The sequence below is a fragment of the Shewanella psychrophila genome, from assembly GCF_002005305.1.
Taxonomy (GTDB): domain Bacteria; phylum Pseudomonadota; class Gammaproteobacteria; order Enterobacterales; family Shewanellaceae; genus Shewanella; species Shewanella psychrophila.
In genome coordinates this window covers 1,237,074-1,251,086 of sequence record NZ_CP014782.1, presented here as the reverse complement: position 1 = coordinate 1,251,086, position 14,013 = coordinate 1,237,074, and the positions used below count along the sequence as shown (strand labels likewise).

The following is a 14,013-nucleotide window of genomic DNA, read 5'->3' as shown; positions in this document are numbered from 1 at the left end:
ATCTTGTGCTTTAAACATCATCATAAGCAACACTGTTTGAATTTCTTACCACTTCCACAAAGACAAGTTTGATTGCGTTTAGGGAAGATAGCATCGAATTGCTCTCCCTGAGTATAAAGCCACTGCCCGCCGATACACTGGAAATCTGAGATTTCGTGGATCGCGTTTATTCCAGAGTCATCTTTATACCAAGCTTGGAATTCAACTTTTCCATCCAAATCAGTGCTTGATGAGGACATGACTTCCAGAGATAACCAGTGGGTTTCCGGGCTTTGAGCTAATGTATTAGCCGTAAGGCCTTGTAAAAATTCGGGATGATGTGTCGCGATTAAATAGTCATACAAGTGTAGTACGAATGCAGCGTAGCGGCTTCGCATTAGCTGTTCAGGACTGTTTGCTTTCAGGGCATTTGAATGAAATCGTTCGCAGCAAGCTTGGTATAAAAGGGGGGGATCTTGGACTTTATGACCACAAGGACAAACGATTTTAAGGTTGTTCGGCATAGTTCTCGGCAGTGAGTGGTGAAAAGTGACGGCCATAATACAGGTCTGGAGAGGGTTTTGCATTATAGTAAAATGGTGTCTCTGAACGGTTGTTGGTATCAACGGTTAGATACCATTTTCCATCGGCATTCTTTTTAGATACATTGACAAACTTGCCGGCAAATTCACTGATAGGTTCTTCGGCATCTTCCGAAGGATGAAAACGGATCAGGTAGTAGCCTACGTCTGTTGCGTTATGACTCTCCATTTGACGTTCTACGACTCTGAAATCGACTTCGATGCGTGCTTCTTTGTGTTTAATTTTACCAAAAAACTTCTTATAAACCGCGATGATGTTCTCACGACCCATAGTGATACCCTTACTTTGATTTTCAGGGACATAGCAGGCATCTTCAGCATAAATATTCTCAACTATGGCTGCATCTAGTTGGTTAAATGCCAGCGCAAATTGGGTATATAACTGATTAATTGCTTTATTATCTTCCGACTCTGCCATCGCCGGCTGTATCGAGTACAGAAAAGAGAATAGGCTCACTAAGAGAACTTTTATTAATGACATTAAATATTTCAAATCCACTATTACTGATGTCACTATAATAGATGACATTGATTATCTAAAGTTTTAGTTCTTAACAAAGTGTGTCGGTTGGGGAATTGTTGGGATAGAGCCTGAGTTTAAGTAGAAAAGGGCACTTTAATAAAGCGCCCTTCATCGTTTATGACATTAATCTCAATGATTCAGCGTGCCTTACACACATCACCAACCACATTGGCGATTAGCCTGAGCGTTCTGCTCATTTAACCAAACTTGTAACGGGGCAAAGTAATCGAGTACGGCACTGGCATCCATCTCCTGACTACCGGTTACAACGTTCAGCGCTTCGGGCCATGGACGGCTTAGCCCCATCTCCAACATAGTATTGAGTTTACTGCCTGCAGCTTTATTGCCATAGATGCTACATCTATGTACGGGCCCCGTATCACCAGCAGTCTCACACAGGGATTTGTGGAATTGGAACTGTAAAATGTGAGCCAGGAAATAACGCGTATAAGGGACATTACCGGGTACATGGTATTTAGCGCCTGGGTCGAAGTCATCTTCACTTCTCTCGATGGGTGCCTTGACTCCCTGGTATTTCTCTCTGAGATCCCACCAGGCTTGGTTATATTTAGCCGGTGTGATTTCACCACTGAACACTTTCCAGCGCCATTGATCTATCATCAAGCCAAAGGGCATAAAGGCGACTTTATCCAAGGCTTGCTTGAGTAACAGGCCGATATCTTTCGAGGCATCGGGGATTTCATCGAGTAAGCCTATCTGTTTGAGATAACTCGGGGTGATAGATAAGGCAATGGTGTCACCAATCGCTTCGTGGAAGCCATCATTTGCACTATTTTTAAAGATGAAAGGCTGCTCTTTGTATGCTCGCTGGTAATAGTTGTGGCCTAGCTCATGATGGATAACGGTAAAATCTTCTGCCGTTTTCTGAATGCACATCTTGATCCGTATATCATCGAGGTTATCCAGATCCCAAGCCGATGCATGACACACAACATCACGATCTTTAGGTTGCACGAATAACGAACGAGTCCAGAAAGAGTCTGGTAGCTCATCGAAACCGAGTGAGCTAAAGAAGTTTTCAGCCTGCTTAACCATTTTGACTTCATCATAGTCATGCTCGGCAAGTAATTGAGTGACTTCATAGCCAGGATCTGCATCTTGTGGCGAGACTTTATCATAGATATTGCCCCAACTTTGCGCCCACATGTTTCCAAGTAAGTGAGCCGGAATTGGTCCATTTGACGGTACAATTTCATCGCCATACTCTTCATTGAGCTCGCCACGAACATAACAGTGTAATGAATCATAGAGGGGCTTAACTTGACCCCATAGTCTGTCTAATTCATTTGAGAACTCATCAGGCTTCATGTCATATTGACTGCGCCACAATACTGACAAATCGGCGTAGCCAAGGTCATTTGCGCCTTCATTGGCCAATTCAACTTCGCGCTGGAACAGAGGACGCATAGGTTTGGCTATCTCACGCCAACCTTGCCATACTTCTAGCAATAATTTGGGGTCGCTGGATTCTGCCATGATTGCGGACAACTCAGGTTGAGTTAAGCAGTGGCCGTCATCGAAGCAATATTTTCCCTTACCATATAAGCCATTGAGCTGTGAACTTATCCCTGCAAGTTCAGCATTTTTATCCGGATCGAGTGGGGCGGGGAGTACCAAAGAACTACGTAAGATATTGAGTTTGCGTTGACTGGCATCATCTAGTTTTAAATCAGTATATTGTGCAGCTTGGGTGGCGAGTCTGACCGATGTTGCGGTAAGTTTCTCACTTGCTGATGCTGACAGGGCCGCTGTATCGTCGGTAATAAAGTTGCTGTAGATCCATTCGGCACGATTTATTTCGACTGACAGCTCACTCAATGTCTGCTCAGACTGAGTTAGGAATTGTTCAGCCTCTTCTGTTTTAGATAATACTGAGTCGTTTTCGTCATTATTCGAGGCATTACAGGCAGATAGTCCTATTGAAAGCGCGATAAGTAGCGAAAGACGTGAAAGCTTCGGCTTGAAAAGTGACATTAATTCAGTTCCTTTGTTGTTTTTGTGTTGGCTATTTTAACCAAAAGCCAACGATTTAAAAGTGGAAGAAAGGAAAAGAAGAGGAATGGAGTGTAAATCTATCTGTAGCCTACAATTGACTAATAATTTTGTTTGACAAAATGTGAACCAATGTTTAATTTAAACGAGTGTTTAAAATAGAGTTAAAGGTCACGGAATGGCAAATCGATCCGATACAAAAACAAGAATACTGGATGCTGCAGAAAAGTTATTTGCAGAGCGAGGCTTTTCTGAAACCTCCTTACGTCTGATCACCAGTAAGGCTGAAGTTAATCTTGCTTCAGTGAATTATCATTTTGGTTCTAAAAAAGAATTGATACGGGCGGTCTTAGCTCGATATCTCGATGTTTTTATGCCTGCAGCTTCGTCTGAAATTGCCTCTCTACAGAGTACAGACAAGGAGGCATCGCTTAATGATATTTTTTCAACCTTAGTCAAACCTTTGTTAGATTTAAATCAACTAAGATCCGAGGGCACTCGTACCTTCTTACAGTTACTCGGCAGAGGCTATATAGAGAGTCAGGGGCACCTCAGGTGGTTTATCACCACACATTACGGTGACCATCTGACTCAATTTGTAAAAGCGGTAGCCGATAGTGCGCCACATATTCCTCCCGCTGAAATGTTTTGGCGTTTACACTTTACCTTAGGCACCGTCGTTTTCACCATGGCTTCGGCGGATGCGTTGACTGAAATCGCGGCGGCTGATTTCGGTGAACACAATGATATTGAAGCTGTCATACGTAAAGTTATCCCTTATCTTTCAGCTGGCGTAGCGGTTCCAGTAACGGCTTAACCTAAGACTTAATTAAACAAAAGGTAGCATCATGACTCTGTTTATACTTGCACTCTTGATCATTATTGTGCTCTTCGGTGTCAAAAATATCAGGATGCAGTTTATTACGCGTCCTGTTTTTTCATTTTTTAAGAAGGTCCTCCCTCCGTTATCTGATACAGAGAAGGAAGCGATGGAGGCTGGCGATGTCTGGTGGGAAGGTGAGCTTTTCAGAGGTAAACCCAATTGGGAAACCTTACATAGCTATGGCAAGCCTAAACTCACAGCAGAAGAGCAAGCTTTCCTCGACAATCAGGTGATGACCGCGCTGACCATGATCGATGATTACGACATAGTGCAAAACCGCAAGGATCTTCCACCAGAACTTTGGCAATACTTTAAGGATGAAGGTTTCTTCGCCCTGATTATTCCTACACAGTATGGCGGTAAGGCTTTTTCTGCGTATGCTAATTCGACCATCGTCAGTAAGCTTGCCAGTCGCAGTGTCAGTGCTGCCGTTACCGTTATGGTGCCAAATTCTTTAGGCCCAGGCGAACTGCTTACCCATTACGGTACACAGGAACAAAGAGAGCATTGGTTACCTAAACTTGCCAGTGGTGAGGCTGTGCCGTGTTTTGCTCTGACGGGACCCGAAGCTGGATCCGACGCAGGTGCTATTCCTGACGAAGGTATAGTCTGTCGCCAAGACTTTGAAGGTGAAGAGGTTTTGGGTCTTAAACTCAACTGGGATAAACGTTACATCACCTTAGCGCCAGTCGCGACGGTACTGGGGCTTGCCTTTCAGATGCGAGATCCTGACGGCTTGTTAGGTGATAAAGAGGCCTTAGGGATCACCTGCGCCTTGATCCCAACAGATCACGCCGGTGTGAAGATTGGGCAGAGACATAACCCGCTTAACATGGCATTCATGAATGGGACTACTCAAGGGGAAGATGTTTTCATTCCTTTAGATTGGATCATCGGTGGGCCACAATATGCTGGCCGTGGCTGGCGCATGTTGGTGGAATGTTTATCTGCAGGCCGGGGGATATCATTGCCTGCACTCGCGACGGCCTCTGGTCACACGGCGACGAAAACCACGACGGCATATAGCTATGTCAGGCATCAGTTTGGCCTTTCTATTGGTAACTTTGAAGGTGTACAAGAAGCGCTCGCCCGAATTATTGCCAATACTTACCAGTTAGAAGCGGCAAGGCGTCTGACGACAACGGGTATTGATCTGAAAGTGAAGCCATCGGTAGTCACGGCTATTGCAAAATATCATATGACTGAGATGAGCCGTGATGTGCTTAACGATGCCATGGATATTCAATCGGGTAAGGGGATTCAACTCGGACCGAAAAACTATCTGGGTCATCCTTATATGGCGAATCCTATCTCAATTACGGTTGAAGGGGCGAATATTCTCACCCGTAGTCTGATGATATTTGGTCAAGGGGCGACGCGTTGTCATCCATATGTGCTTGCTGAGATGGAAACGGCGGTCATGGAAGACAAAGAAGCTGCATTGGAACGCTTCGATTCACTGCTGCTTGGTCATATTGGCTACGCTACTCGTAATGCATTCAGTGCGCTGTTCTGTGCGTTAACCGCGAGCCGTTTTAATCAGACTCCAGTGAGCGGTGAGACTCAGCAGTATTATAAAGACATGTCGAGGCTGTCATCGGCGTTGGCATTTATGACTGATGTTTCTATGTTGATCATGGGTGGAGATCTTAAGCGAAAAGAGATGTTATCGGCAAGAATGGGTGATGTGCTCAGTGAGCTATATTTAGGCTCAGCGACTCTAAAATTGTTTGAAGATAATGGTCGTCAGCAAGATGATCTACCTGCGGTGCGCTATGTGATGGCGACACGATTACAAAAAGCGGCCAAGGCGTTGGAAGAAACGCTACGTAACTTCCCTAACCGTCCTGTTGCTTGGGTGATGAGGGGGCTAATCTTTCCTCTGGGTAACCATTTTAATGGTGCGACTGACAAGATGGCCATCGATCTCGTTAAAGGCATGTCAAAGCCAGGGCCTGCACGTGACCGTATTACCTTCTTATGCCCTGAATTCGAGGGCGATACTAGCGGTATCGCCGACGTTGAACGTGCCTTTATCGCACAGTTTAACTGTAAGCAGATCCATAAGAAGATAAAAGCGGCCCAACGTAGTGGAACCTTACCCAAGAAGATGAGTAACCTACCATTGTTTAATCTTGCTCATGAGACACAAGTTATCGATGGGGCTGAATTAGAGTCAGTGCTTGCAGCAGATAAGTTAAGACTGGCAGCAATCAATGTCGATGATTTTAGTTCTCTGTAACGTCATCTTGTTATCGCTTTAAAAATGAAAAGGACGCTTATGCGTCCTTTTTTATTGTGTTTACAGCGGCAGTTCCAGGCACTGACCAGCAGGGGAGTAGCCTACAAAAAAGCACGCGAAAGCGTGCCCTTTTGACTAACGATTTGGCATTAAGCGACGATCAACACCTTACAAGTATTGGTTCCGCCAATTGTTTCCATCGAATCACCCTTAGTCATAAGGACCATGTCACCAGTTTTTAGGTAACCAGCCGATGCTAGACTTTCTAACGCTTTACGAGCAACGTCTTCGGCTTTGACATCAGTAGAATCAAAATGTACTGCCTGTACACCACGATAAACGGCCATCTTGGCTAATGTCACTTCATGGCGTGATAAAGCAAAAATAGGTAAAGCTGAGCTGATACGAGACATCAACTGAGGAGTCGCACCAGACTCAGTTAACGCGACAATGGCCTTGATACCTTTGAGGTGGTTTGCCGCATACATGGTCGATAGCGCGATAGTTTCTTCAACTGAATCGAAACTTTCATCGAGTCTATGTTTAGAGACTTGAACACTTGGATGGGATTCTGCACCAAGACAGACTTCAGACATTGCCTTGACTGTTTCTTCTGGGAAGTCACCTGCCGCAGTTTCTGCCGATAACATCACTGCATCAGTACCATCGAGCACAGCGTTTGCCACATCCATGACCTCTGCACGAGTAGGCATTGGGCTGGTGATCATAGACTCCATCATTTGAGTCGCCGTGATCACACTTTTGTTAAGCTGACGTGCTCGACTGATGAGTCGCTTCTGTACCGCAACAAGCGCAGGATCGCCAATCTCAACACCTAAATCACCACGGGCAACCATGACAATATCGGATGCTCTGATCACATCATCCATTGCTTCGTCGGTTGCAACCGCTTCAGCGCGTTCAACTTTAGACACGATAAGTGCCTTGCTGCCAGCTTTTAGGGCAAGTTCACGTGCATAATCAAGATCTGCACCTGTACGGGGGAAAGAAACCGCAAGATAATCAACTTGAATTTCGGCAGCAGTAACTATGTCGCGTTTATCTTTCTCAGTTAGCGCGGCAGCAGATAGACCACCACCTTGCTTATTGATGCCCTTGTTATTTGATAACGGCCCGGCAACAGTGACACTAGTGTGTACCTTATTACCTTCAACACTTTCGACTTTCAATTGTACACGACCATCGTCCAACATAAGGATATCGCCGATGCTGACATCGTTTGGCAATTCTTTATAGTCGATACCAACGTGCTTCTCATTGCCTTCACCCTTGGGAAGATCAGCATCTAAGATAAAGCTTTGACCTAAGTCTAACTGGACCTTTTTGTTGTCTTTAAAGGTAGAAACACGAATTTTTGGACCTTGAAGATCACCCAGCACGGCCACATGAACACCGAGTTCGGCGGCTATTCTACGTGTATCTTTAGCACGTTTGATGTGATCTTCAGGTGAGCCGTGGGAGAAGTTTAGTCGAACAACATTAGCGCCAGCTTTTATGATGCGGCGTAAGTTGTCATCGCGGTCGGTAGCGGGACCCAAAGTGGTTACAATTTTGGTTCTGCGGAACATGAGATACTCCGTTAATTTTTAAAAATGTCTGACACCATATTAACAGAGGTTTTGAGATTATGTAGGAAAATTACAAACAAAATGATCTAAAACAATATAATAAATTTGTGAAGAGAAACTGAAAATTAGGGGGAAACGGCAGTACAAAGAAAGTTGTACTGCCTAGGAAGGCAAAGAAAGTCAGTTACATTATAGAATCTTTGTCTATTCTAGACTCTTTCAACACCTCTTTCACTCGCTTTAAACTCTCTCTGAACCTAGGTCCGCGGCGTAAAGTAAAGCCTGTTGCTAATACGTCAATGACCACTAATTGTGCCAAGCGAGATGCCATCGGCAGGTACATATCAGTATCTTCTGGGACTTCCATGGTAAGTGGGAGCGTACATTCGCTAGATAGGGGAGAGTGACGAGCCGTTATGCCTATGACTGCAGCGCCATTTTCACGGGCGAGCCTAGCGATATCAATCATAGACTTAGTTCTGCCTGTATGGGAAATAAGCACAATCACGTCACCTTCTCCACTATTGATACAGCTCATACGTTGCATCAAAACGTCATCGAAACAGATGACGGGCACGTTAAAGCGAAAGAATTTATTCTGTGCGTCATGGGCAACGGAGGCTGATGCACCAAGGCCAAAGAAAGAGATCTTCTTAGCCTGAGTCAGAATATCGACGGCCTTATTGATAGCGCAGGTATCTATGCTCTGCCTGGCCGTATCGAGAGAAGCCATTGATGATTCGAATATTTTTGTAGTATAGGAATCAGGAGTGTCATCTTCTTCCACATGACGGCTGACATAGGGGGTACCATTAGCTAAGCTTTGAGCTAGGTGGAGTTTAAAGTCCGGGAAGCCCTTGGTGTCTAAGCGACGACAGAAGCGGTTAACTGTAGGTTCACTGACATCGGCCATCTTAGCCAGCGTCGCGATACTTGAGTGGATCGCCGTTTGTGGAGAAGCCAAAATGACCTCTGCAACCTTGCGCTCTGATTTACTAAAATGGGTGAGGCTTTTTTGAACCTTTTCTAGGGTATTCATATGCGTACGTCCACTCGAAAAATATGTAATTTTATTATTTCTTTTCTGTCATTTTAGCAAGCTTCTATAAATGAAAAGCTTGACCCGTATGACGGATTATAACTTGGATTAGATTAAAAGTTTCTACTGTATATAGTCATTTAATCACGAAAAGCATACCAGATCATAGGGCAGTATGCCTAGTTAACTAATAGGGGGTATTTTGCAAAATTAAGATGCAATTAACAAATTCTGTTGTTATATTACAACAAATACGTGAATTTCAAATCGATTCGATTGAACACAGTGACATGAGGAGATTGAGAAGCTATGGGCATAACAACACCAGAAGCCAAAGCTTGTGATTTTGTATTGTTTGGTACTAAAGGTGATTTAGCGCGGCGTAAATTACTTCCCTCTTTATATCAGTTAGACAAAGCGGGACTGCTAAATATCGATACTAAGGTACTTGGTGTCGCTAAAGATGGTTTTACTCAAGAAGAATTTAAAGCGTTAGTCGATAAGGCTCTCAAGACCTTCGTGAAAGAGGAACTCTGTGAAGAGACTGTCGAACGTTTCTTACAACGCTGCCATTATGTAGGTACTAATTTTACGGAGTCAGAAGGTTACAAACCTTTCCATGATATACTAGAGCCCGAAAAGCGGGTGATGGTTAGCTATTTCGCGACGCCACCGGCTATTTTTGGTGATATCTGTCGCTGTCTTCATGAACAAAATTTGATTTATCCCGATTCTCGTGTGGTTTTAGAAAAACCCATCGGCTACGATCTCGAATCTTCTAAAGTTATTAACGACCATGTTTCTGCCTTCTTCAATGAAAATCAAATTTACCGTATCGATCACTATCTAGGTAAAGAAACTGTTCAGAATCTTATCGCACTTCGTTTTGCCAATTCATTGTTTGCCTCAAAATGGGATAACCGCACCATAGATCATGTACAGATCACCGTTGCCGAAGAGGTAGGTATCGAAGGTCGTTGGGGTTACTTCGATAAGGCGGGTCAGATGCGAGACATGATCCAGAATCATCTGTTGCAGGTACTGACACTGGTTGCTATGGACCCTCCGGTTGACTTAGATGCTGACAGCATTCGTGATGAAAAGGTCAAAGTGCTCAAATCCCTTCGTCCTATCAATTCTGACAATATCTATGAGAATACGGTTCGTGGTCAATACTCATCGGGATTCTTGCAAGGTTCACCGGTTCCCGGATACCTCGAAGAGGAGGGCGCTAATACTCAATCTAATGCTGAGACTTTCGTTGCCTTAAGAATTGATATCGACAATTGGCGTTGGGCCGGGGTGCCATTTTATCTTCGTAGTGGTAAGCGTATGCCTGCCAAAAGTTCTGAAATTGTCGTTTCTTTCAAGAATCCGCCCCATAACCTATACCGCTCAAGCTATAGGAACTTACCGCCAAATAAATTGACTATTCGACTCCAGCCCCATGAAGGTGTCGAAATTCAGATGATGAACAAGGTACCAGGCCTTGAACAAAAGCAACGACTACAGACGACTAAACTCGATTTAAGCTTCTCGGATACCTTTAAAAACGAACGTATCGCCGATGCCTATGAGCGTCTGTTACTCGAGGCTATGTTGGGTAATCAAGCGCTATTTGTGCGTCGTGATGAAGTCGAACAGGCTTGGACTTGGGTTGACGGAATTATTCAGGCTTGGGAAGAAAGCAATGAGAAGCCAAAACCCTATCCTGCCGGCAGTTGGGGCCCTGTGGCATCCGTTGCTCTAATAGCAAAAGACGGCCGTTCTTGGGACGAGTAAGAGGATCTAGTTATGATTAAAGAAAGTGTGTTCAAATCATTTGATGATAAGACATCATTAGAAAACCAGCTTGCCGATCGTATTGCTAAGCAACTTCAGGAAGCGGTAGATAGCCGTGGAAAAGCGAGTCTGATTGTGTCTGGTGGCTCGACCCCGGTAAAACTTTTCCAACTGCTCAGTCATAAGAATGTTGAATGGAGTGAAGTATACATCACTCTGGCTGACGAGCGTTGGGTCGACAATGATTCTGATGCGTCTAACGAAAAGTTGGTGCGGACTCATTTGCTACAGAATAAGGCACATACCGCCAAATTTCGCGGCCTAAAAAACATGTTCTCTTCTCCGGAAGAAGGATGTGCGATGACCATAGAGCAACTGGCTAATTTCCCGAGCCCATTTGATGTTGTCGTTTTGGGCATGGGTAACGATGGTCATACTTGTTCTTGGTTCCCATGTTCTAAAGAGATAGAAGAAGCACTATCGACAGAAGCATTATGCGTGGCGGTCAATCCTGGTTCTGCACTGAACCCAAGATTGTCATTGTCAAAAACGGCAATCTTGGCCAGTCGTCAAATATATTTACATATCGTTGGTGAGCAGAAATTAGCTGTTTACCGTCAAGCGCTTGAAAACGAAGACGCTAAAAATATGCCGATCAGAGCCGTATTGGCACAACATAAGACACCAGTTGACGTTTACTGGAGCGCTTAAGGAGCTATTATGCACGCAGTTGTACAATCTGTAACCGATAGAATTATCGAACGCAGTAAAGTGTCACGGGCTAAATACCTGGCGGCACTCGATGAAGCAAAACAAAATGGTGTTCATCGCAGTTCTTTGAGCTGTGGCAACTTGGCCCATGGATTTGCAGCTTGTAATCCAGATGATAAGCAATCTATTAAAGGCTTAACTAAGGCTAATATAGGCATAGTTACGTCATTCAACGATATGCTCTCGGCTCACCAGCCTTACGAAACTTATCCGGACTTATTGAAGCAGGCTTGTGCCGAAATCGGTAGCGTGGCTCAGGTCGCTGCTGGCGTGCCAGCCATGTGCGATGGTGTGACTCAAGGTCAGCCAGGCATGGAGCTCAGTCTTCTTAGCCGCGAAGTGATTGCTATGTCCACGGCAATTGGTCTTTCTCATAACATGTTCGACGGCGCCTTGTTACTGGGTATATGTGACAAAATAGTGCCTGGCTTATTGATCGGGGCACTTAGCTTCGGTCACCTACCTATGTTATTCGTGCCTGCCGGTCCGATGAAGTCGGGGATCCCCAATAAAGAGAAGGCCCGTATTCGTCAGAAGTTTGCTCAAGGGCTCATCGATAGAACGGCGCTGCTTGAAGCTGAATCAGCTTCTTATCACAGTGCTGGAACTTGTACTTTTTATGGCACCGCAAACAGTAATCAATTGATGCTAGAAGTCATGGGACTGCAACTGCCAGGTTCCTCGTTTGTCAATCCAGATGACCCCTTAAGAGAAGCATTAAGTAAGACTGCCGCAAAGCAAGCATGTCGCTTAACTGAGATGGGTACCCAATATTCGCCTATCGGTGAGATAGTAAACGAAAAATCCATTGTGAACGGTATCGTCGCGTTACTGGCGACAGGCGGTTCGACTAATCTCACCATGCACATTGTTGCCGCTGCTCGTGCTGCTGGCGTTATCATTAACTGGGATGATTTCTCTGAGTTATCAGACGCTGTGCCACTGGTTGCTCGTGTATATCCAAATGGTCATGCGGACATCAACCATTTCCACGCCGCTGGCGGTATGGCTTTCTTAATTAAAGAGCTACTCGATGCCGGAATGCTCCATGAAAATGTGAATACCGTTGCTGGCCAAGGCCTTCGTCGTTATACCCAAGAGCCTAGATTAATCGATGGGGAAATTAAGTGGGTAGACGGTCAAGCGACCAGTCTGGATTCAGAGGTACTGACGTCGGTCGCTAATCCTTTCCAGGCCAACGGTGGTTTGAAACTGCTAAAAGGCAATTTGGGCCGAGCTGTCATCAAGGTGTCTGCTGTGTCTGAGCAACATAGAGTCGTCGAGGCTCCAGCTGTTGTTATCGATGATCAGAATAAACTTGAAGCCATCTTTAAATCTGGCGATCTCGATAAAGATTGTGTCGTTGTCGTTAAGGGGCAGGGTCCTAAAGCTGTTGGTATGCCTGAGCTACATAAGCTCACTCCGATCTTAGGCACATTGCAAGATCGTGGTTTTAAGGTTGCATTACTGACAGATGGTCGTATGTCAGGCGCGTCGGGTAAAGTTCCTGCAGCCATTCATCTAACGCCAGAAGCCCTCGATGGTGGCTTGATTTCCAAGGTACAATCCGGCGACATGATCCGTGTCGATGCACTGACCGGCGATCTAACCTTATTAGTCAGCGACGCCGAACTCGAGGCGCGCGTTGCGGAGAAAGTGGAGCTTCGCGATACCAATTACGGTATGGGCCGAGAGTTATTCGGTGCATTAAGATCAAATTTAAGTAGTCCTGAAACGGGTGCACGCTGCACCAGTGCTATCGACGAAATCTATTAAAGGAAGAGTAACGAATGCCTGAGAATAACTGGTCATTACAACCACAAGATATTTTTAAACGCAGCCCTATTGTTCCTGTCATGGTGATCAATAAGATAGAAGATGCCGTGCCGTTAGCTAAGGCTCTCGTTGCGGGCGGGATCAGCGTACTGGAAGTGACCTTACGTACACCTTGTGCGTTAGAAGCCATCACTAAAATTGCCAAGGAAGTTCCCGATGCACTTGTTGGTGCAGGGACTATTTTAAATGAAGATCAGTTACAGCAAGCTGTCGATGCAGGTGCTCAATTTGTTATTACCCCTGGCGCCACACCTAGCCTGCTAAAAGCTGCTATGGCGGGAAATGTCCCTTTGATCCCGGGCGTTGCCAGCATTTCTGAAGTGATGACGGGCATGTCACTTGGATATACCAATTTCAAGTTTTTCCCGGCCGAAGCATCTGGCGGAGTCAATGCGCTTAAGGCGTTCTCTGGTCCACTAGCAGATATTCGTTTCTGTCCTACGGGTGGGATCACGCCCAGCAGTTACCGTGATTATCTAGCACTGAAGAATGTTGATTGTATCGGTGGCAGCTGGATAGCGCCAACGGATGCGATGGAACAGGGTGACTGGGCTCGCATTACCGCTCTCTGTAAAGAAGCCATTAGCGGGATTTAATGTTAAATGGCTTAATTTGATTTAAGGCTGCCTACTGGCAGTAATGCCGATCACTGAGTCACTATTTTGCATACATAATCACCTTTTATTCACTTTCTGAATTAACGGAATTTGTGTAGCAATCATTGACTAACAGCATAACGAGTAAGGGCTACAGC

The 14,013-nt window shown here is 45.1% G+C and carries 11 protein-coding genes; 6 read left to right on the top strand and 5 right to left on the bottom strand.

The genetic code is table 11. The features are described 5' to 3' along the window. Nucleotides 1-20 precede the first annotated feature (20 nt). The 3 genes from sps_RS05570 to sps_RS05560 form a co-directional block, all read right to left on the bottom strand. Entirely contained in the window at nt 21-503 is a 483-nt protein-coding gene (locus sps_RS05570; RefSeq protein ID WP_077751626.1) for a YchJ family protein, read from the bottom strand. Further along, nucleotides 487-1,062 carry a YybH family protein gene (locus tag sps_RS05565; RefSeq protein WP_077751625.1) on the bottom strand — a complete coding sequence of 192 codons (576 nt, stop codon included), beginning with the start codon at nt 1,060-1,062 and terminating at the stop codon, nt 487-489. The genes sps_RS05570 and sps_RS05565 overlap by 17 nt, the downstream gene beginning before the upstream one ends. A gap of 198 nt (nt 1,063-1,260) precedes the next feature. Then, a complete protein-coding gene (locus sps_RS05560) occupies nt 1,261-3,099 on the bottom strand; it encodes a M2 family metallopeptidase (RefSeq protein ID WP_077751624.1) in 1,839 nt (612 codons plus the stop codon). A 196-nt stretch (nt 3,100-3,295) separates the two neighbouring features. Between sps_RS05560 and psrA the strand changes: the two genes are divergently transcribed. Both psrA and sps_RS05550 read left to right on the top strand, forming a co-directional pair. Then, a complete protein-coding gene (gene psrA / locus sps_RS05555; protein WP_077751623.1) occupies nt 3,296-3,934 on the top strand; it encodes a TetR family transcriptional repressor PsrA in 639 nt (212 codons plus the stop codon). A gap of 31 nt (nt 3,935-3,965) precedes the next feature. Then, the gene (locus tag sps_RS05550; protein WP_077751622.1) at nt 3,966-6,242 is read left to right on the top strand and encodes an acyl-CoA dehydrogenase; all 2,277 of its coding nucleotides are present in this window, start codon (nt 3,966-3,968) and stop codon (nt 6,240-6,242) included. Nucleotides 6,243-6,391: 149 nt separating this feature from the next. Here sps_RS05550 and pyk read toward each other — a convergent pair whose 3' ends face one another. Further along, on the bottom strand, nt 6,392-7,831 hold the full coding sequence (gene pyk, locus sps_RS05545) for a pyruvate kinase (protein WP_077751621.1): 1,440 nt from the start codon (nt 7,829-7,831) through the stop codon (nt 6,392-6,394). 184 nt (nt 7,832-8,015) lie between these two features. Continuing rightward, a complete protein-coding gene (locus tag sps_RS05540) occupies nt 8,016-8,870 on the bottom strand; it encodes a MurR/RpiR family transcriptional regulator (protein WP_077751620.1) in 855 nt (284 codons plus the stop codon). Nucleotides 8,871-9,179: 309 nt separating this feature from the next. Between sps_RS05540 and zwf the strand changes: the two genes are divergently transcribed. The 4 genes from zwf to sps_RS05520 are packed head-to-tail and all read left to right on the top strand — an operon-like array spanning nt 9,180 to nt 13,855. Continuing rightward, nucleotides 9,180-10,652 (top strand): glucose-6-phosphate dehydrogenase, encoded by a 1,473-nt coding sequence (zwf, locus tag sps_RS05535; protein WP_077751619.1) that lies wholly within the window; start codon nt 9,180-9,182, stop codon nt 10,650-10,652. A 12-nt stretch (nt 10,653-10,664) separates the two neighbouring features. After that, nucleotides 10,665-11,363, top strand: coding sequence for a 6-phosphogluconolactonase (gene pgl / locus sps_RS05530; protein WP_077751618.1), 699 nt, complete (start codon nt 10,665-10,667; stop codon nt 11,361-11,363). Nucleotides 11,364-11,372: 9 nt separating this feature from the next. Then, on the top strand, nt 11,373-13,199 hold the full coding sequence (gene edd / locus sps_RS05525; protein WP_077751617.1) for a phosphogluconate dehydratase: 1,827 nt from the start codon (nt 11,373-11,375) through the stop codon (nt 13,197-13,199). 14 nt (nt 13,200-13,213) lie between these two features. Further along, nucleotides 13,214-13,855: a bifunctional 4-hydroxy-2-oxoglutarate aldolase/2-dehydro-3-deoxy-phosphogluconate aldolase gene (locus sps_RS05520; RefSeq protein ID WP_077751616.1), complete on the top strand. Its 642-nt coding sequence runs from the start codon at nt 13,214-13,216 to the stop codon at nt 13,853-13,855. Nucleotides 13,856-14,013: the final 158 nt, after the last annotated feature.

Bases quoted from the DNA above. Each gene is read 5' to 3' on its own strand.
- sps_RS05520 (WP_077751616.1), top strand. From the start codon at position 13,214: ATGCCTGAGAATAACTGGTCATTACAACCACAAGATATTTTTAAACGC.
- sps_RS05565 (WP_077751625.1), bottom strand. From the start codon at position 1,062: ATGTCATTAATAAAAGTTCTCTTAGTGAGCCTATTCTCTTTTCTGTAC.
- pyk (WP_077751621.1), bottom strand. From the start codon at position 7,831: ATGTTCCGCAGAACCAAAATTGTAACCACTTTGGGTCCCGCTACCGAC.
- sps_RS05550 (WP_077751622.1), top strand. From the start codon at position 3,966: ATGACTCTGTTTATACTTGCACTCTTGATCATTATTGTGCTCTTCGGT.
- zwf (WP_077751619.1), top strand. From the start codon at position 9,180: ATGGGCATAACAACACCAGAAGCCAAAGCTTGTGATTTTGTATTGTTT.
- edd (WP_077751617.1), top strand. From the start codon at position 11,373: ATGCACGCAGTTGTACAATCTGTAACCGATAGAATTATCGAACGCAGT.
- sps_RS05560 (WP_077751624.1), bottom strand. From the start codon at position 3,099: ATGTCACTTTTCAAGCCGAAGCTTTCACGTCTTTCGCTACTTATCGCG.
- sps_RS05570 (WP_077751626.1), bottom strand. From the start codon at position 503: ATGCCGAACAACCTTAAAATCGTTTGTCCTTGTGGTCATAAAGTCCAA.
- pgl (WP_077751618.1), top strand. From the start codon at position 10,665: ATGATTAAAGAAAGTGTGTTCAAATCATTTGATGATAAGACATCATTA.
- psrA (WP_077751623.1), top strand. From the start codon at position 3,296: ATGGCAAATCGATCCGATACAAAAACAAGAATACTGGATGCTGCAGAA.
- sps_RS05540 (WP_077751620.1), bottom strand. From the start codon at position 8,870: ATGAATACCCTAGAAAAGGTTCAAAAAAGCCTCACCCATTTTAGTAAA.